Source organism: Vibrio pomeroyi (assembly GCF_024347595.1).
Lineage (GTDB): Bacteria > Pseudomonadota > Gammaproteobacteria > Enterobacterales > Vibrionaceae > Vibrio > Vibrio pomeroyi.
Map to the genome: position 1 here is coordinate 1,524,810 of NZ_AP025507.1, position 22,673 is coordinate 1,547,482.

Sequence of the window (22,673 nt, forward strand, 5' to 3'; positions counted from 1 at the left end):
GCAAACGAACCCAACCTTTCTGGTTAGATCGAGCTTTGATCGAAGTCGTTGCCTTGATCGGTTCCAGTTTGAGAGTCTGAATCGAAGCTTCCAGAGTCGTCCGTGAAGTCAACACCTTGGTCTTGACCACCCGCACTTGTCCAATCGCTGCCACCAGATTCCATACCGGCCATGTCTGGTTGCTGCTCTTGAGTAGAACCTTGCATGGTGTATTGATCATCAACCTCAACTTCAACAGAGCCGCTTGCACCGTCTATTGAGCTACCCAATTCGTCGTAACCTTGGAATTGGATCTCGCTAGTACCTTCGTAACCCTCAGGAAGTTCAACCGATACAGGCTGATCTAAGTTGCCGCTGATTGTGAAGCTACCATCACCATTATCCAGTGCGTTACTCACAGCAGAGCCTTCAGGTAAGCCAGACATTTCAGCGTAATCAACCGATTCGTTACCACTCACCTCATCTGGAATCGAGATAGAGATGGTATCGCCCGGAGCCGCTGTCACGTCAGCAACGCTATCTTCGGCTTCTGTTTCACTGTCTTGAGCTTGGTCATCAGCTTGTTGTGCGACGTCCACTTGCTGCTCTTCAGTTGCTTGAGCGGCTTGTACTTGTGGTTCATCACTCTGCGCTGAATCATCAGCTACTTGGATGCTTAAGCTATGGCTCGATACTTCACCACCATCGTTAACGTCGACATTGATCGCTAAGTTGCCGTCGAAGTCTTCGTTTGGCCAGTATGTCCATTCGCCTTCACCAGATTCAGCGAAGAAGCCTGCATCGTTCGCGTCTGCAACATCAACAACTTGTGCTGTATCGCTAACGCCCAACTCATCCACCAGCTGAGACTCTGTGATAGTTAGTGAACCATCATCCGCTAAGGCATAGCCTTCACTCGCGGCTGCTTCATCGCCACCTTGGATATCCACGTTGAAGAAGCTTTCGATGCGGTTTTCGCCATCGGTCGCTATGAATCCAACTTGAACATCTCCGGTGTAATCTTCAGCCGGTGTGAATTGATAGTTACCTTGGTTATCGCTCTCTATCACACCCTGACCTTCCATCAAGCTCACTGACTCAATGCTCATGCTATCGCCCTCTGCATCGCTCAGGTTCGCTAACATGTCTTGATCAGTGAACGACAAGGTAGCGTCCGCTGCAATTTCAGTGGTTGTGATGCTGTTAACTTCTGGTGCTGCATTCTCTTGTGAATCGCCCTCTTTCACGACCACGCCAGTCTGCTCATCATGAAGCACGCCATCTTTATCGACCACGTAAGCAATGTCTGCTTCGCCAGTAAAGCCAGGTGCCGGTGTGAACGTCCAAGTGCCATCGCCATTATCGACAATCTCACCTTGGCTGCGGTCTGCTAGATGAACCAGTTTCACTTCATCGTCGCTGTCTGCATCCACATTCTCAGCCAAACCAATTAGGTCGTCCGCGGTAAGGATAATGGAATCACCCGCTACCGTTTCGAAGTCACCAGAATCGATGCCATCTTCGAACGCTTCTGGCTCATCTCCGTAATCGACCGTTGTTGCACTTACAGTTACGAAGAACTCACCATGGAAGTCTTCAGGAGGCGTCATTTGAATGTTTGAAATATCCCAGTCGAACAGGTCGATGTATTGACCCGGCTCAGTGATCATCACGGTATTCATACCATCGGTTACTTCGAATCCAACAGGGAAACCTGTCATCACCAAGTTACTTAGTGTTTCTGAATCATCAACAAGACCAACGTTCAGCCCTAAGTGACCCGTCTCATCTTCACCGAAGACTAACGGACCGTCATGGTCAGTGGTAATCACCGCGCCATCCGCAACAGGACGAACGTACACAGGAACATCGAGAACCGTTTCAAACTCACCGTCACTCACGACAACTTGTAGGTCTGAAACGCCTGCGAAGTCACCGGTTGGTGTGAATGTCCAAGTACCATCACCGTTATCTGTGACTTCTCCGCCATCTTCACCGTCGGCAGTGATAATGCGTGAAACTACAAGGTCAGCCGTATCAATGTCACCGAACAAGTTCATCAAGTCGCCCGCATCGAAGGTGAACGCGCCATCTTCGTCTGTGGTCATCATTGCGTTACCGACATTGAATGGAGCGTCGTTAACTGGAATCACATCCACATTCAGCGAGCCATCAACCACTTCTTCGCCATCAGTTGCTTGATAACCCAGTTCTACCAAGCCATTGAAGTCTTGAGTAGTCACTAAGTGATACATGCCATCTGGCTGCTGAGTTAAGGTCGCATTAGCTGGAGCACGAACCGTGATGCTTTCGATGCTGATCTCGTCACCATCTAGATCCGTAACTTGATCCGCAATGTAAGCTGGGTCAATGACCATGACCACATCTTCTTCGCCTTGCATCTCAATGGTCGGTGCTTCAGGTGCGTCGTTCACTGGAGTAACATCGATGTTGCCGTCGACTGAGGTAGTCTCTTGGCCATCGCTAACGTTAAACGTCATTGGCACATCGCCATTGAAGTTTTCGTTTGGCGTGAATGACCAAGTACCATCTTCGTTGTCTAGCAACTCGCCCAAGCTAGGGTCGATTTGTAGACCAGATGCTGACAGCTCATCTGCAGTATTATCAATGTCGGTAGCTTGAGCTAACAACATGTCTTGTGTGATAAGAATGGTGCTGTCTTCGGCTGTGGTGAGTTTCACATCCTCTGACTCAGGTCCATCATTCACAGCCAGAACTTCAATACCCGCCGTTGTTGTCGCTGCTGCACCGTCATCGTCGGTTACAACCACATCGAGGCTGATATCACCGTTAAAGTTCTCACTCGGCGTGAAGGTCACAGAACCATCATCGTTTTGAACCAATTCGCCGTCAGAGCCAGTGTAAGTCACGCTTTCAAGCGACACTTCACCATCAACATCTGAGCTGTTCGCAATCAACTGTTCAGGGCTAATGGTAATCGTGCCATCTTCGTTCATTTGGTAAGACGTTGAACCCGCCACTGGTGCATCGTTAATGTCCGTTACGGTCACATCAATATTGGCATCGACCGTCTCAGTGCCATCAGACACTGTAAAGCCAAGGTTTACATCACCATTGAAGTTCTCGTTCGGAGCAAAGCTGTAAGTGCCGTCACCGTTGTCAGTGAACACACCCTCTGCGCCCGTGTAAGACACATCCGTAATGGACAAGTCATCGCCATCAATGTCTGCAGCGCCTGCTAATAGGTCTGCATCCGTGAAGATTAACGTTCCATCTTCCTCAACGGTGAAGCTTTGGTCTTCTGCTGTTGGAAGGTCATTGACTGGGTTAACCGTTAGGTCGACGCCAGCTTGAACCGTTTCAAGGCCATCTGACACATCGAAGCTCAAGTCAATGTCACCGTTGAAATCAGCATCCGGCATGATAGTAAATGAACCATCTTCGTTTGCTGTTACGGTTGCATTGTCACCTGCAGATAGGTTACTTGCGGTCAATGCATCGCCATCAACATCGGAAGCGTTCGCCAACAACTGTTCTTGAGACAGCGTAATTGAACCATCTTCATCTACCGAGTAAGCCACGTTTCCGGCTACTGGAGCGTCGTTGACAGCAATCACTTCAATACCAGCCGTTGTTTCAGCCGTTGCACCATCGTCATCAATAACCGTCATATCAAGACTGATGTCGCCGTTAAAGTTTTCATTTGGAGCGAAGGTGACTGAACCATCTTCATTTTGAACCAAGATACCGTCTGCACCGGAATAGCTCACACTATCAAGTGATACTTCACCATCAACGTCTGAGCTGTTAGCAATCAACTGCTCAGGGCTAATGGTAATCGTGCCATCTTCGTTCATTTGGTAAGACGTTGAACCCGCCACTGGAGCGTCGTTAACATCGGTCACTGTTATATCGATATTGGCGTCAGTGGTTGCCGTGCCATCGCTTACTGAGAAGCTTAAGTCGACTTCGCCATTGAAGTTTTCATTTGGAGCGAAGGTGTAAGTACCATCACCATTGTCGGTGAACACACCCTCAGCGCCTGTGTAAGACACATCAGCAACTGAAAGCTCATCACCATCAATATCAGAAGCTCCCGCTAGCAGCTGCTCATCCGTGAAGGTTAGTGAACCGTCTTCTTCAATGGTGTAAGCCACATCTTCAACAACCGCGACATCATTCACTGGGTTAACAGTAAGGTCTGCCGTTGCGACAACCGTTTCAGTACCGTCAGACAAGTCGAAGCTTAGATCAATATCGCCATTGAAATCAGCATCTGGTGTGATGGTAAATGAACCATCATCGTTTGCCGTTACTGTTGCGTTGTCACCTACCGTTAGGTTTGCAGCGGTAAGGTCATCGCCATCCACATCTGAAGCTTGAGCCAGCAATTGCTCTTGGCTTAGGGTAATTGAACCATCTTCGTCCACGGAGTAAGCCAAGTCGCCAGAGACTGGAGCGTCGTTGACTGCGACAACGTCAATACCCGCGGTAGTTTGCGCGGTTGCACCGTCTTCATCGGCAACAGTCACATCTAGGCTGACATTTCCGTTGAAGTTTTCGTTTGGTGCGAAGCTGTAAGTACCGTCACCGTTATCAGTAAAGATACCCTCGGCACCCGAGTAAGAAACGTCACTAACGGATACATCACCTTCAATGTCTGAGCTGTTCGCAAGAAGTTGAGCATCAGAGATAACAATCACATTATCTTCATCAACGCTGTAGGTCGTGGAACCTGCAACTGGTAGGTCGTTAACGGCAATAACATCGATGCCTGCCGTTGTTTCAGCCGTTGCACCATCCTCATCCATAACAGACACATCAAGACTGATGTCACCGTTAAAGTTTTCGTTCGGTGAGAAGGTGTAAGTGCCATCACCATTATCCGTGAACACACCATCTGTGCCGCTGTAGCTAACATCGCTAACAAAGACATCCCCTTCAACGTCTGAGCTGTTCGCCAGAAGTTGTGCGTCGCTTAGGGTGATACTGCCATCTTCTTCAACGCTGTAAGAGGTTGTGCCTGCGACAGGTATGTCATTGATTGGAACAACTTGAACATCAATGTTTGCCGATACCACATCGGTTCCATCGCTGACATCGTAAGTGAGGCCGACGCTGCCATTGAAGTTCTCGTTTGGAGCGAAGGTATAAGTGCCATCGCCGTTATCTGTGAACACACCGTCGGTGCCTTCGTAGTTAACTGATTCAACAGAAAGGTCGTCGCCGTCGATATCCGTTGCACCAGCCAGTAACTGTTCATCAGTGAAGGTTAATGAGCCATCTTCATTAATGGTGTAGTCATGATCGTAAATCACAGAAAGGTCGTTGACTGCTGTTACGGTCACATCTAGCTCTGCCGGAGTCACTCCACCGTTACCATCATCCACGTTGTAGCTAATGGAGAATTCACCGTTGAAGTTCTCTTCCGGCGTAATGGTGTAAGTGCCATCACCGTTATCAGTGATTAGCGCGTTGTCGATGGAGATATCACCAACACTTGGTTCGTTACCATCCGTATCACCAGAATCACCATCTTCATCGCCGGTTAGCAATTCAGAAATGTCGATACCGTTTTCAGCCGCAAGCGCTTCTTCTGCCGTTGGCAAATCAAACGCGTTTTGTGTACCGACATCTTGGCTTGGAACAATCACGCCGTTCACGATATCGAATACATGCCAGTGATCACCCGATGGGTTGTCCGCCAAATCTGGACTGAAGGTTTCTACCAGCGTATCGCCAACGAACACCTGAACTTGCACATCTTCAACACCATCCACATCCCAACTTCTGTTGGTGTAGTTGTGTACTGAATAGTGCATGTCTGCATCTTGGTAGTTCGGAATGGTGATAGTTTCAGGGCCGTGGCCATTTACATCATCCACATCTTGCTGAACTACGTTACCTTCACCAAGATCATGGCTCATGTCGCGGTAATAGATATGGTCTAGCTCGTTACCATTCTCGGTATCGTAGAGCCATAGGTGGTTGTCCATATCACGTGGGCTTTCACCCCAGGTCACCACAATACGCATATCTGTTTCTTCAAGCACTTCAGATATTGCGGTCACGCCACCATTCACATCCTCGCCCGCAGGGACAATGAAGCTGCTGGTGATAGAGCCTTCTTGCTCAATGGTTACGGTACCTTGGTCGACGACTGCGCCAGTCACCGAGTAGTTTCCTGAATCATCAGTAACTGTGGTGTAGCTGTGCCCTGCACTGTCGGTTAACGTCACTTCAGCACCAGAGACTGGGTTACTAGTTTCAGCGTCTAACACTGTACCTGTGACCGTTGTTTCATCACCTGCAGCACCAATAATCGCGGTCATGTCATCGTCTTCGATGTCAGTCGCGAATTGCAGCAACTCTTCTTGAGTGATGGTGTACGAACCGTCTTCTTCGATAGTTATCGCCACATCAGCAGAGACAATTGGAGCATCGTTAACTGGATCAACCGTTAGACCTAAGTGAGCCGCAATCGGTGTGTCACCATCGCTAATGCTGTACGCGACATCAATGTAACCATTGAAGTTTTCGCTTGGAGTGATAGAGAACGTACCATCGCCATTATCGACAATGGTTGCATCGTCGCCCACCAAGGTTAGGTTAGAAGCCACAAGCTCATCACCTTCAATATCCGCGGCATTGGCAAGTAACTGCTCCTGCGTGATAGTGATGGTGTTGTCTTCGTCTACGTTGGCATAAACATCATCGCTGGTTGGTAGATCATTGACTGGGTTAACCGTTAGCTCGGCGTTCGCCACAATCGATTCTGTACCATCAGAGATGTCAAAGCTTAGGTCGATGTTGCCGTTGAAGTCAGCATCTGGTGTCACCGTAAAGGTACCATCGCCATTATCAACAACAGTCGCGTTATCACCCGCACTTAGGTTGCTTGCTGTTAAGTCATCGCCGTCGACGTCCGATGCTTGAGATAGCAATTGCTCTTGAGTCAGAGTAATCGACCCATCTTCATCAATGCTGTATGCCAAATCACCCGATACTGGTGGATCATTGATTGGTAGAACATCAATGCTTGCCGTTGTGGCTGTCGTTGCACCGTCCTCATCGGTAACTACTACATCAAGGCTAACATCTCCATCGAAGTTTGCGTTTGGCGCGAAGCTGAATGTTCCATCGCCATTGTCAGTAAAGATGCCGTCAGCGCCTGTGTAGTTCACGCTATCAATCGCCATTTCACCTTCAACGTCTGAAGAGTTCGCCAACAGTTGCTCTGAACTGATGGTGATGACTTCATCTTCATTCACTGAGTAGCTTGTAGAGCCAGCGATTGGTGGATCGTTAACCTCAAGAACCGTAATTCCGGCGGTGGTCGCTTCAGTGGCACCATCTTCATCAGTAACAACAACGGCCAAGCTTACTTCGCCATTGAAGTTTTCATTTGGTGAGAAGGTGTACGTGCCGTCACCGTTGTCTTCGAACACACCATCACTGCCAGTGTAAGACACGCTATCAATCGCCACCTCACCTTCAACATCAGAAGAGTTAGCCAATAGCTGCTCGTTGCTGATGGTGATTGAGTTGTCTTCGTGAACCGTGTAAGACGTGCTGCCCGCCACTGGAGGATCGTTCTCAGGCGTTACGCTCACATCAATGCTAGCTTGAACCGTATCTGTGCCATCTGACACATCAAAGCTAAAGTTCACATCACCATTGAAGTTCTCGTTTGGTGCAAAGCTGTAGCTGCCATCACCATTATCAGTAAGCACACCGTCAGCGCCCGTGTAGGTCACACCTTCGACTGTTAGGTCGTCACCTTCAACATCCGTTGCACCCGTTAGTAGGTCTTCGTCTGTGAAGTTAAGAACCCCATCCTCACCAATGGTGAATGCTTGGTCTTGTGGCTCTGGCGCGTCATTGACTGGTGTTACCGTCAAGTCTAGGCCCGCTGCCACCATGTCTTCTCCATCAGTGACATCGTAACTAAATTCAATATTACCGTTGAAGTTTTCACTTGGTGTAATGGTGAAACTGCCATCGTCGTTCATTTCAACGGTCGCATTTTCATCATTGGTGGTTAGGTTGATTGCGGATAGATCATCACCATCAATGTCGACAGCGTGCTCTAGCAACTGCTCTTGAGTTAGCGTAATGCTGTTGTCTTCGGCAGTGACCGCGCTGATATCACCTTCTACCTCTGGCGCATCGTTCGCAGGCGAGATATGAATCGTCACATCTTGCGTTGCTGTTGCAGTTGTACCGGTATCAACATCTGTTGATGTCGCATTAACCGTTAGCACCACATCGCCATTGAAATCACCTGAAGGAATAAACTCTAACCCTGCAAGTTCTTCTGGCTGTAGAGACCATGTGCCATCGCCGTTGTCGGTACCTGCAGAAAGCGAACTTCCCTCTGGTACATCTTCAATCAAGATAGCGAGATTTTCTGAACCATCGGTATCCGTTAGTGCGGCATCGATATCCAGTGGAACTGGTGTGTCTTCGGTACCAATGATTTGGTAATCCGCGTCAGACACTGAGATTTCGATGTTGTCGATACCAAACGACTCGTCATTGACGCTTTGATTCAACGTTGAACCAAACCCAAGTTCAAGTTGGCCATCTTCGACTGGAACCGTTAGGTTGATTTGGTGTGCTTGATCGTTCCAACCACTGAAGCCCTCACCTTGCGATACGCCGTGAACCACTTCGCCGACTTCATTACCAGCTGAGTCGTAAAGCGTTGTTGTGCCATCTTGTGTACGGAACGCAGAGTTATCTAATGTAGTTAGCTCTTCGCCACCAACAAAGATTTGGAAGGACTCACCATCCCAAGAGTCGATTTCGTAGAAGCTGAACGAGATATTAACCTCGCTTATATCGCTTGGAATGTCGTAAGTTTTGCTGACCGCTTCATCGCCGCCGGTGCCACCAATTCGACCTAGCATGTCACCCGACTCGAAGCCTTGTGAGCTTTCTGTGCCTGTGTTCCAGCCATTCGATCCAGACTCGAAGTTATCGGAAGCAATCAATAAGTCAGACGCAATCGACAACTCTGGCATATCAACCACAGATTGAACGTCAATCGTCGCTTCTGCAGGTACCGTTGCCGTGCCGTCATTCACATCGAACGTCACATTCACATTACCATCGAAGTTTTCATTCGGCGCAAATGTGTAAGTACCATCACCGTTGTCCACCAATGAACCGCTATCAGAAGCAACATTTTCGACCGACAAGTTGTCGCCATCAATATCGCCTGCGTTTTGCAGAAGTTGTTCTTCAGTGAAGGTAAAGCTGGTGTCTTCTTGAGTCACAAACTGTGGCTCGCCGACGGTTGGCAGGTCGTTGACTGGGTTAACCGTTAGGTCTGCCGTTGCTTGAATCGTCGCATCACCGTCGGTAATGTCGAAGTTCAAATCAATGTCGCCATTGAAGTCAGCATCTGGCGTGATAGTGAAACTACCGTCGTCGTTTGCTGTTACTGTCGCATTGCCGTCAACGGTTAGGTTAGATGCCGATAGGTCATCACCATCAACGTCACCCGCTTGAGCAAGTAACTGCTCTTGGCTTAGGTTAATCGAACCATCTTCATCAACACTGTATGCCAACTCACCCGATACCGGAGCATCGTTCACAGGCAGAACATCAATGTTTGCCGTGGTGGTTGCGGTTGCGCCATCTTCATCGGTCACGACCACGTCAAGGCTGACATCACCGTCGAAGTTTGCGTTCGGTGCGAAGCTGAACGTACCGTCACCGTTGTCAGTGAAGATACCGTCTGAACCAGTGTAGTTAACACTATCAATCGCCACTTCACCTTCGATATCTGAAGCATTAGCCAACAGTTGCTCAGAACTGATGGTAATCACTTCATCTTCGTTCACAGAGTAACTTGTCACACCTGCGATTGGCGGATCGTTCACCTCAAGAACTGTAATGCCTGCAGTTGTCGCTTCAGTCGCGCCATCCTCATCAGCTACAACAACATCAAGGCTCACTTCGCCGTTGAAGTTTTCGTTTGGTAAGAAGGTGTAAGTACCATCGCCGTTGTCTTCAAAGACACCGTCTGTGCCAGAGTAAGTCACGCTATCAACGGCAACATCACCTTCGATATCCGAAGAGTTCGCTAGGAGCTGCTCATCGCTGATGGTAATTGAGTTGTCTTCATGAACGGTGTAAGACGTGCTACCAGCAACAGGTGGATCATTCTCTGGTGTCACACTCACATCGATATTGGCTTGAACCGTGTCCGTACCATCTGACACATCAAAGCTGAAGTTCACGTCGCCATTGAAGTTCTCATTTGGTGCGAAGCTGTAGCTGCCATCACCGTTATCGGTAAGAACACCATCAGCACCTGTGTAAGTCACACCTTCAACCGACAAGTCATCCCCATCGATATCGGTAGCGCCCGTTAGCAGGTCTTCATCAGTGAAGTTCAAGACACCGTCTTCACCAATGCTGAACGTTTGGTCTTGCGGTTGTGGTAAATCGTTAACTGGATTCACTGTTAGGTCAGCGGTAGCAACAAGAGTGTCTGCCCCGTCGTTGATGTCGAACGTTAGGTCAATATCACCGTTGAAGTTCGCATCTGGTGTGATGGTAAAGCTACCGTCATCGTTGGCGGTAACCGTCGCATCACCATCAACCATTAAGTTGGAAGCGGTTAAGTCATCACCGTCTACATCATTCGCTTGAGATAGAAGTTGCTCTTGGCTCAAGGTAATTGAACCGTCTTCCTCAACGCTGTATGCCAAATCTCCCGATACTGGAACATCATTGATTGGCAACACATCTACCGTAATGTAGGTGTCAACTTGAGCACCGTCTTCATCTTGAATGGTCACATCCAACTGAACTTGACCGTTGAAGTTTTCATTCGGTGCAAAGCTACATGTACCGTCACCATTGATTGAGAAGATACCGTCTGGACCATCGTAGTTGATCTCAACAAGTTCAACATCGCCTTCAACATCTGAAGCATTGAGTAGAACTTGAGACTCGCTGAATGTCAGAACTGAATCTTCGTCGATTGTGTATGATGTTGGACCTGCAACCGGCGGATCATTCACTTCAAGAACAGTAATGCCTGCAGTAGTGGATTCAGTCGCACCATCTTCATCTGTCACAACAACATCTAGGCTAACTTCGCCATTAAAGTTCTCGTTCGGAGAGAAGGTGTAAGTGCCGTTACCGTTGATTTCAAGCACACCATCGCTACCACTGTAAGTCACGCTATCAATCGCCACTTCACCTTCGATATCTGAAGAGTTCGCAAGCAATTGTTCGTTACTGATGGTGATGGAGTTATCTTCATGAACGGTGTAAGACGTGCTGCCAGCAACCGGAGGATCGTTCTCAGGTGTCACGCTCACATCAACATTCGCTGTGACTGTATCTGTACCGTCTGAAACATCAAACGAGAAGTTCACATCGCCGTTGAAGTTTTCGTTCGGCGCGAAGCTGTATGTACCGTCACCGTTATCAGTTAGGACACCATCCGCGCCAGTGTAAGTGACACCGTCAACGCTTAGGTCATCCCCTTCAATGTCCGTAGCACCCGTTAATAGGTCTTGGTCTGTGAAGGTTAATACGCCATCTTCGTTAACTGTGAACGCTTGGTCTTGTGCTTCTGGACCGTCATTCACAGGTGAAACGGTTAGCTCTAGGTTAGTAGAGACAACATCATCGCCATCCGATACATCGAAGGTGAAGTTAACATCCCCGTTGAAGTCAGCGTCTGGCGTTAATGTGTAAGTACCATCGCCGTTATCCGTGATGGTCACATTGTCATCATCAGTTGCTAGGTTAAGCGCTGTGAGTTGGTCGCCATCTAAATCGCGAGCGTTAGCCAACAAGTCTTCTTGCGTGATGATAATTGAACCATCTTCTTCCACTGTTGCTGCAACAGGAAGTGCTTCAGGTGCGTGTTCAATGTGCGCGCCTGTCGCATTAATGTAGATAGTTTGAGACACCGTTTCAGAATCATCATTCGATAGCTCTGTTGCGGTTGCAGTCACATGAACTTCAAGCTGTTCATTGAAGTCTTCTGGTAGCTGGATTTGCAGCTCTTGTGCGATAGCCGTTGTTGGTAGTGTTACAGAACCATCTGGGCCAACAGTCACTTCACCGCTATAGATTTGGCTGTTCACCTCACCCACATCAATGGTGAAGTTGAAATCGGTATAGTCAGCGTCACCGCCTCCATACAAATCTTCAAAGCCGTAAACCAGCTCACCGTCTTCATTAACCGTGGTGCGAGTATGTTCGATACCGTCTTGGTTTAGTTGAGCGCTTGAACCACCGTGGAAGATCGCGTCACCATTCTGACCTTGAATTACTGTTTCAGTGCCATCGGCAGCAACAAATACAAGTTGAGGATCAACTGTATCCATGTTTGCAGGCGAACCATCTTCAGCACGGAACTCATACTGACCCTCTTGCATCGCGTCAAAGTCGTTGTGCTGATGTCCGTTTGGAATTAAGAACAGGTTGAAGCTTTCACCTTCTGCAACTTGGAAGCTGAATTGATCTTGCCCTGGGACAAGGTCACCGCCACCACCGACTTGTGATGCGTTTTCGTAAACAACTTCAACACCAGTGATGTTGCCATCTTCGTCAACTTTGTAGTAACCGGCTGCGTTTTGGTAGCCAGCGGTTTCGCCTTCAAACGTTACTGTGATTTCAGTATCGTTGTAACTGGTGATACCGTTCTCTTGGTCATTCAGAACGCCTTCGTTATCGTATTGGATAACCGAGCCTTCTGGCACACCATCTACCGTTACAGTGAGTGTTTCAGACAAGTCTTGGTCGACAAGAGCCGCTGCAATATTCAGTTCAACAATACCGCCTGGCTCAACCAAAATAGCTTGGTCATCAACGTTAACGCCATCACCATCGGTAATCACAAGATCCGGCGCATCCGCAACCGCTTCAATGTGAACATTGAGATCTTGCTCTACTTCAGTTGTGCCGTCGGTCACTGTAAAGCTGAACTGTAGATCACCACTAAAGTGTTCTTCAGGAACGAAGCTGAACGTACCATCGCCGTTATCGGTTACTGTGCCTTCATCACCAGAGTAATTGATGCTGGTAACGCTTAGGTCGTCCCCATCGATATCAATCGCACCACTCAATAGATCTTCTTGAGTGAACAGGATGCTGCCATCCTCTTCGATGTGATACATGCCTGGAGCAACAATTGGAATGTCATTCACCGGATTCACGGTCAATGTCATGTCATTAGAGGTACTTAACTCACCATCGCTCACCTCATAAGTGAATGCGATATCACCGTTGAAGTTCTCCGAAGGTGTCACCGTGTAAGTGCCATCGCCATTGTCTACGATGCTTGCATTTGGATCGTTGGTTTCAAGTGCACTCGCAAACAGCTCATCGCCATCTTGGTCGCTTGCGTTCTCTAGCAACATCTCTTGTGTAACCAGAATTGAACCGTCTTCGTCGACATCTGCAACCATTGACGTTGCTTCTGGTGCATCGTTTACGAATTCAACTTTCAGGTCGATGTTTGCCGCGACCACATCAGTGCCGTCGCTCACATCAAACGCTAGATCAACATTGCCGAAGAAGCCCTGTTCTGGCGTTAGTGTATATGTTCCATCACCGTTATCCGTGACTTCTACCGTGTCGCTCGCGCTAGTCACATTCACTACAGACAGCTCATCGCCTTCAATGTCTGTCGCTTGTGCTAATAGTTCAGCTTCGGTAATAGTAATCGCTTGACCGTCTTCCGTAGTGAAAGACATGTCCGGTACATCTGGAGCATCGTTGATAGGGTTTACGGTTAGGTTAAGGTCAGCAGCAACTGTCTCAATCGCATCTGTGACATCGTAAGTAAACTCAATCTCGCCAAAGAAGTCTGCGCTTGGTGTGATAGTGAAACTACCGTCTGAGTTTTCTACGATAACCGCATTTGGATCATTGGTCGCTAAGTTAACCGCTTCAAGGTTGTCGCCATCGACATCCGTCGCGTTCGCTAACAAGTCCTCTTGTGTAATGGTAATTGAGCCATCTTCATCAACTGCCGCTTCAATTGGACCGCTCACTTCAGGGCCTTCGTTGACAATCTCAACGTCAACTCTTGCTGTGCTTGGCGCGCTTGCTTGACCATCACTGATATCGAAGGTCAGGTTCACTTCACCATAGAAGTTCTCAGCCGGTTCAAAGGTAAAAGTGTTATCGCCATTGTCCGTTAGCGTACCTTGCGTTTGGTCTACTAGCAGTAGGTTTTCGACATGAAGAATGTCGCCATCGACATCCGTCGCGCCAGACAATAGGTCTTTCGCTTCGATGATCATGGAGCCGTTTTCAAGCATTTGGGTGTGTAGCGGTTCACCTGGAACTGGAACATCGTTAACAGGCACAACCGTTAGGTCGAGGTGCGTTGCCACTTCATCGGTACCATCAAACACCTTGTAGTCGATGTCGATTTCACCGTTAAAGTTCTCATTCGGCATGAAGGTAAATGTACCATCGCCATTGTCGACTAAGTCACCGTCATCACCACCGTAAGTGATGTCAGAAATGGACAGCGTATCGCCCTCTATATCTGTGGTGTTCGCCAACAGATCATCAGCGCTGAACGTGATACCTTGATCTTCGTCTGTCGATAAAACAATTGGGCCAGAAACGATTGGCGCATCATTCACCGATTCGAAGTTGATGTTTATGATGTTGTCGTCAGTTAACTCACCATCGCTAACTTGATACCCTAGCTCAATTTCACCATAGAAGTTTTCATCCGGTGTTACTGTCCAAGTGCCATCACCGTTATCTGTTAGTATTGCATGCTCTGAATTTTCACCCACCAACTCTAGATTCTGAATATCAAGATCATCGCCATCAATGTCTGATGCCTGAGCTAGCAGTTGTTCTTCAGTAATCACAACAGAAGCAAACTGAGCTGAACCTTCAGTATCGATAGTGATATTAGGAAGATCAGCCGTTAGTTCGATTTCGTTGTCACCCGCATGGATGTTCAACTCAACCGTTTCAGTGATTTCAGAACCGTCTACACCAATCGATGTAAACACGGCTTCATCATGACAAGTTTGTGACACTGTCATGTTTTGCACAACATAAGTACCATTACCTTGCACTGTACCCAGTTCAAAGTAAGACACAGGTTGGTCAACGGTTAGCGTGTAGTCTGTCTCGAACGTCCCACGGTCTTCTTTGTGGTAAGTCATCGAGTCAATCATGTCACCGTCTTCATTGAAGGCGCGAATTTCGACTTCAGTAAAGTGGCGCGACTCTTCCATGAACCAACCACCCAAACCATCTAGGTGGAAGCTAATTTCATTGATATCTTGACCTTCAACCGAGATAGTCAGTTTTTCATCGCCACTCAAGCCTTGACGGTCGGTATCACCGATACCATGACCAATGTGCGTATTACCATTCCACGCACCAAGAGGATCATCGTTACTTTGAACCGTAACCGTTAAGTCACCATCCGAGAACTCACGAGTATATGGGTCAACTTCTGTGCCCCAGTCATCAACGCTCGCATTATCATCGAAGGTACCAATTTGCGTAGTATGTGTACCTTCAGCTAAAGCGTCTTCGCTTGGTACAAAGCGCACTTCTGTGTCAGCTGGTACTTCCTGTCCAACTTCGAGTACTACCCACTCATTATCAAGATTTGCTTCGATGATGCCGTTTTCTGGCGCTTGATCCAGACGTAGTGCTGGCTCTTCACGAAGCGTCACACCAACCGTTTGGTCTTCTTGTGCTTGAATGAAGATCTCTTCACCGGCTTCCGGCGCATCATTAACTGGATTAACGGTTAGATCGAGTGTGGTCAGAACTTCATTGTCACCATCACTGATGCTGTATGTGAAGTCCAACTCGCCATTGAAGTTCTCGGTATGCGTGATAGTGAATGAGCCATCGTCATTCGCAACAATCGTCGCATCAGGGTCATTGGTTTGAAGGTTAGACGCCGTTAACTCATCACCTTCAACGTCAGTTGCATTCGCAAGTAACTGATCTTGAGTAATAGTGATTGAATTGTCTTCGTCAACTTCAGCCTGAATACCAGAGGCTTCCGGACCATCATTCACAGCAATAACATCAATGCCTGCTGTGGTTGTCGCCGTTGCACCATCTTCGTCAACGACAACAACATCCAGTGAAATATCACCGTCGAAGTTTTCATTTGGCGTGAAGGTGTATGTACCATTACCGTTATCAACAAACGAACCGTCGTCACCTGTGTAACTAACACTTGATAGTGAAACATCGCCTTCAACATCAGAAGAGTTCGCTAATAGCTGCTCATCACTGATAGTGATTTGGCCATCTTCTTGAACTGTGTAAGAGGTTGAACCGGCAACAGGCGGATCATTCTCTGGCGTTACGCTAACATCGATAACGGCAGCAGTTGAACCTGTACCATCAGAGACATCGAATGAGAATTGAACATCACCATTGAAGTTCTCGTTTGGTGCAAAGCTGTAGGTGCCATCGCCATTGTCACTCAGTACACCGTCTGCACCTGTATAAAGTACATTTTCAATCGACAGCTCATCACCATCAAGATCCGATGCTCCAGCAAGTAGGTCTTCATCGGTAAACAGTAATGTGCCGTCTTCTTCAATGGTGAACTGTTGATCTTGCGCTTGTGGCAAGTCATTCAGTGGATTAACTGTAATATCGAGACCAACTTGAACCTCACCACCATCGTTATCGATGATATCGAAGCTTAGGTCTAGGTCGCCGTTGTAATCAGCGTCGGGTGTAATGGTGTAGCTGCCATCCTCGTTTTGTTGAATGGTCGCATTTTCATCCGTCGATAGATTAATCGCTTCTAGATTATCGCTATCGATGTCACCCGCTCGTGCTAACAATTGATCTTGTGTCAGCGTGATTGAGCTGTCTTCGTTAATCGTGTAAGCCAGATCACCAGATACCGGTGGATCGTTAATTGGTAGTACATCAACATTGATATGCGTTTCAACCGTAGCGCCACTTTCATCTTGAATAGTCACATCCAGTTGAACCTGACCATTGAAGTTTTCATTTGGCGCGAAACTGCATGTTCCATCACCATTGACGGTAAAGATACCGTCTGACCCGTCGTAGTTGATACCGACAAGCTCAACGTCACCTTCCACGTCTGAAGCATTCACAAGAATCTGAGATTCACTGAACGTTAGAACAGAATCTTCATCAATGGTGTAAGACGTAGGTCCTGCAACAGGTGGATCGTTTACTTCAAGAACGGTAATGCCTGCTGTGGTTTCATCAATTGCACCCTCTTCATCTGCAACAATCACATCAAGGCTGATATCACCGCTGAAGTTTTCATTAGGAAGGAAGGTGTAACTGCCGTCGCCGTTATCTTGGAACACACCATCGGTGCCGCTATAGGTCACGCTATCGACCGACACCGCACCTTCAATATCCGAAGAGTTAGCTAATAATTGCTCATCAGAGATGGTAATCGCATTGTCTTCGTTCACCATGTACGAAGTGGAACCCGCAACTGGCGGATCATTTTCAGGCGTCACGCTCACATCAATGTTTGCGCTGACCATTTCTGTGCCATCAGAGACATCGAAACTGAAGTTCACATCACCATTGAAGTTTTCGTTTGGTGCAAAGGTATAAGTACCATCACCATGGTCTGTTAATACACCGTCACCACCGGTGTAGCTGATGCCTTCTACGGTGAGGTCATCGCCATCAATATCGGTGGCACCAGTAAGTAGGTCAGCGTCGGTGAATTGCAGTGTGCCGTCTTCTTCAATGCTGAATTGTTGGTCTTGAGGAACCGGTAAGTCATTAACAGGATTAACGGTTAAATCCGCAGTAGCTTGAACCGTGTCAGTACCATCTGTGATGTTGAATTGGATATCAACGTCACCATTAAAGTTCGCGTCTGGAACAATGGTGAAGCTACCGTCATCATTAGCGGTTACTGTCGCGTTGCCATCAACCGTTAGGTCGCTCGCGGTTAGGTCTTCGCCTTCAACATCCGACGCTTGAGACAGTAGTTGTTCTTGGCTTAAGGTGATTGAACCGTCTTCGTTAACGTTGTAAGCCAAGTCACCCGATACTGGTGCATCGTTGATAGGCAGAACATCCACGTTGATGACCGTATCAACTTCTGCCCCATCTTCATCACGAATAGTTACATCTAACTGAACTTGGCCGTTAAAATTCTCATTCGGAGCAAAGCTACAAGTCCCGTCACCATTTACTGAGAAGATGCCGTCGGGGCCGTCATAGCTAATGCCGACAAGCTCAACATCCCCTTCAACATCAGAAGCGTTAAGCAAAACTTGTGACTCACTGAATGTAAGCACTGAATCTTCATCAATGGTGTAAGACGTTGGGCCTGCAACTGGCGGATCGTTCACTTCAAGTACTGTGATACCCGCGGTTGTCGCATCTGTCGCACCCTCTTCATCGGCAACCACGACATCAAGAGCAATTTCGCCGTTAAAGTTCTCGTTTGGTGAGAAGGTATAAGTACCGTTACCGTTGATTTCAAGAACACCGTCACTACCTGAATAAGTCACGCTATCTATTGATACATCGCCTTCAATGTCAGAAGAAGTTGCCAATAGTTGTGCATCAGAAATGGTAATCGAGTTGTCTTCATTAACCGTGTAAGACGTAGAGCCTGCAACAGGCGGATCGTTCTCTGGAATTACGCTGACATCGATGTTTGCAGATACGGTATCTGTACCGTCAGACACATCGAAGCTGAAGTTGACATCACCGTTAAAGTTTTCGTTTGGCGCGAAGCTATATGAGCCACCACCATGGTCTGTCAGTACCCCATCAGTCCCTTCATAACTGATACCTTCAACCGTTAAGTCATCACCTTCAATATCAGTTGCACCGGTTAGCAGATCTGCATCAGTAAACTGCAGCGTTCCGTCTTCTTCAATGCTGAATTGTTGATCTTGAGGAACTGGCAGGTCATTGATTGGATTAACGGTTAGGTCTGCAGATACTTGAACCGTATTTGTACCATCTGAGATATCAAAGCTGATATCAATGTCACCATTGAAGTTCTCATCTGGCGTGATGGTGAAACTACCATCCTCGCTTTGCGTAACTGTTGCATCACCATCAACGGTTAGGCTGCTTGCTGTGAGGTCATCGCCTTCAACATCAGATGCTTGCGACAGCAGTTGCTCTTGGCTCAAACGAATCGAACCGTCTTCATCTACTGAGTAAGCTAAGTCACCCGACACTGGCGCATCATCAACCGCAGTTACACTTACATCGATGTTCGCAGATACAGTATCGGTACCGTCAGACACATCGAAGCTGAAGTTCACATCACCATTAAAGTTCTCGTTTGGCGCAAAGGTGTACGTACCATTACCGTTATCGGTAAGAATGCCGTCGCCGCCATCGTAGGTAACACCTTCAACAGAAAGGTTGTCACCTTCAATGTCTGTCGCGCCTGTTAGCAGATCTGCATCTGTAAAGATTAACGTGCCGTCTTCTTCAACACTGAACTGCTGACCTTGAGGAACTGGCAAGTCATTAACAGGGTTAACGGTTAGGTCAGCAGACGCTTGAACCGTGTTGGTACCATCTGAGATATCGAAGCTGATATCGATGTCGCCATTGAAGTTCTCATCCGGGGTAATGGTAAAGCTACCATCTACGTTTTGAGTAACCGTCGCATCACCATCAACGGTTAAGCTGCTAGCTGTTAGGTCGTCGCCTTCAACGTCAGATGCTTGCGACAGCAGTTGCTCTTGGCTCAAGCGAATCGAACCATCTTCATCTACTGAGTAAGCTAAGTCACCCGACACTGGAGCATCATCAACCGCAGTTACGCTGACATCGATGTTTGCAGAGACGGTATCGGTGCCGTCAGACACATCGAAGCTGAAGTTTACATCGCCATTGAAGTTCTCATTTGGAGCAAATGTGTATGTGCCATTACCGTTATCGGTAAGAATACCGTCGCCGCCATCGTAGGTAACACCTTCAACTGAAAGGTTGTCGCCTTCAATATCTGTCGCACCGGTTAGTAGGTCAGCATCGGTGAAGATTAGCGTGCCGTCTTCTTCTACACTGAACTGTTGATCTTGAGGTACTGGCAAGTCATTGATTGGGTTGACGGTTAAGTCAGCAGACGCTTGAACCGTATTGGTGCCATCGGAGATATCAAAACTGATATCGATGTCGCCATTGAAGTTCTCATCTGGCGTGATGGTAAAGCTGCCGTCTTCGTTCTGAGTGACTGTTGCGTCACCATCGACCGTTAGGCTGCTTGCAGTCAGGTCATCGCCTTCAACATCTGATGCTTGAGACAGCAGTTGCTCTTGGCTCAAGCGAATCGAACCATCTTCATTAACTGAGTAAGCTAAATCACCCGACACTGGCGCATCATCAACGGCAGTTACGCTTACATCGATGTTCGCAGAGACCGTATCGGTGCCGTCAGACACATCGAAGCTGAAGTTTACATCGCCATTGAAGTTCTCATTTGGAGCGAATGTATATGTGCCATTGCCGTTGTCGGTAAGGATACCGTCGCCGCCATCGTAGGTAACACCTTCAACAGACAGGTTGTCACCTTCAATGTCTGTCGCACCTGTTAGAAGGTCGGCATCAGTAAAGATGAGTGTGCCGTCTTCCTCAACGCTGAACTGTTGATCTTGAGGAGCTGGAAGATCGTTAATTGGATTAACGGTCAGGTCAGCAGATGCTTGAACCGTGTTGGTGCCGTCAGAGATATCAAAGCTGATATCAATGTCACCATTGAAGTTCTCATCTGGTGTAATCGTGAAGCTACCATCTACGTTTTGAGCAACCGTCGCATCACCATCAACGGTTAAGCTACTAGCTGTTAGGTCGTCGCCTTCAACGTCAGATGCTTGCGACAGCAGTTGCTCTTGGCTTAAACGAATCGAACCGTCTTCATCAACTGAGTAAGCTAAATCACCAGACACTGGCGCATCATCAACCGCGGTAACGCTCACATCGATATTTGCAGACACCGTATCGGTACCGTCAGATACATCGAAGCTGAAGTTTACATCGCCATTGAAGTTCTCGTTTGGCGCGAAAGTGTACGTGCCATTGCCGTTGTCGGTAAGGATACCATCGCCGCCATCGTAGGTAACGCCTTCAACAGAAAGGTGGTCGCCTTCAATGTCGGTCGCACCTGTTAGAAGATCAGCATCGGTGAAAACAAGTGTGCCATCTTCTTCAATTTCAAAGGTTTTATCTTCTGGTACAGGCGCGTCATTAATAGGACGAACTGTTAAATCGATGGCGCTGCTTATGGTTTCTTGGCCGTCACTGATATCGAAAGTAAGGTCGAGTTCACCATTAAAATCAGCGGAAGGAACAACGGTGAAAGTACCGTCGCCATTATCTTGAACCGTAGCGTCAGCACCGACTTGAACGTTTGAAGCAACCAGCTCATCACCATCTACATCACTTGCGTATTCGAGTAATTGTTCTTGAGTGAATGTAATGGAGCCATCTTCATCCATGATGTAAGCCAGATCTTGTTCTGCCTCTGGTGCATCATTTTCGCTTTCTACTTTGATTTTGAACGTTTCACTTACCGTCTCTGAATCAAAGTCATCTTCTACTTCATTGATGGTCTCTTCGTCCGAAGCTTGAACATCAACGGCGAATGTCTCTTCAACCGTTTGTGAATCTAAATCATCGCCCACGGGTTGTTCGTTAGAGTCAGAAGAATCCGCACTAGGCGCAGCTGACGTTCTTGCTGCTTGGCCCTGCTCTTCATTACCTTCAGCATCTGAACCACCTTCAGAAGCTGTACTTTCACCACCACCTACAGCTTGTGCACCGGCACCTGAACCGCCGCCACTACCTGCTGCATCACCTGTACCAGCGTCCGAAGCTGCACTGTCTACAACATTTGATTGAGCAGCATCTGAATCACTACCACTTTCCGGTGTGTCCTCTTGAACCGCACCACCTGAAGCCGCTGCTTCTTCTGAATTACCAGCGCCACTTGGGTTGTCTTCTAACGCTTGGTTAATTTCGTCTGCTGCGTCGGTGTTTTCTGCACCCGTCGCTATCGTAGACGCAATTGTATTCTGTTGGTTTTGTTGATTCTGCTGCTGGGAGGGTGTACCCGCGTCGTTCGTGTCCGTTTGTTCTACCGCGTCATTTAGATCTTCATTTTGGTTGTTTTGGTTATTTTCGCCTGCCATTACAGCCTCCGTTGCTACTAGCTAACTGATCGTATTTAGAGGCATTAAAGGACACCATTTTGGAAAACCAAGTTTTTATACAACATTTTTCATATTTTTATTTTTGTGCATAAAGAATCAAAAAAAATTTGAAAACTATCTTTAAAGATCCTTAGTTATTGTGATTAAAGCAATTAAGGCAGTGGAATGATGATAGACATGACGAATTTGTTGCGTTCAATCGACAACAACCACAAAGGGCTGCAATTGCTATTAGGCGACTTTTATAAGGACTTTTCAGACGCAGCAATCAACATAGAGACGCTTCATAAGGGTAATCGTTTTGACGAACTCAACAACTACTCAAAAAAACTGAAGACCATCTTAACCTTGCTATGTGACCAAGACCTACCGCCCAAAATGGCCAAATTGGAACATTTAAGTAAACACGAGTTCCCTGCTCCAGAAGAGCTTTTAGAGGATGTAAAAACTGAACTACAAAACGTCAATCGACAAATCAATCACCTGTTGGATATTAAGGAAGTGGTTGATGAGAAGTCATCGAGGTAGGTC

The 22,673-nt window shown here is 47.5% G+C and carries 2 protein-coding genes; one reads left to right on the forward strand and one right to left on the reverse strand.

Going from position 1 to position 22,673, the window contains the following annotated elements:
- Positions 1-23: 23 nt before the first annotated feature.
- Positions 24-22,121, reverse strand: a complete 22,098-nt coding sequence (locus OCV12_RS22780; RefSeq protein WP_261886259.1) for a tandem-95 repeat protein — start codon at positions 22,119-22,121, stop codon at positions 24-26.
- A gap of 186 nt (positions 22,122-22,307) precedes the next feature.
- Between OCV12_RS22780 and OCV12_RS22785 the strand changes: the two genes are divergently transcribed.
- The gene (locus tag OCV12_RS22785) at positions 22,308-22,670 is read left to right on the forward strand and encodes a hypothetical protein (RefSeq protein ID WP_116870123.1); all 363 of its coding nucleotides are present in this window, start codon (positions 22,308-22,310) and stop codon (positions 22,668-22,670) included.
- Positions 22,671-22,673 lie beyond the last annotated feature (3 nt).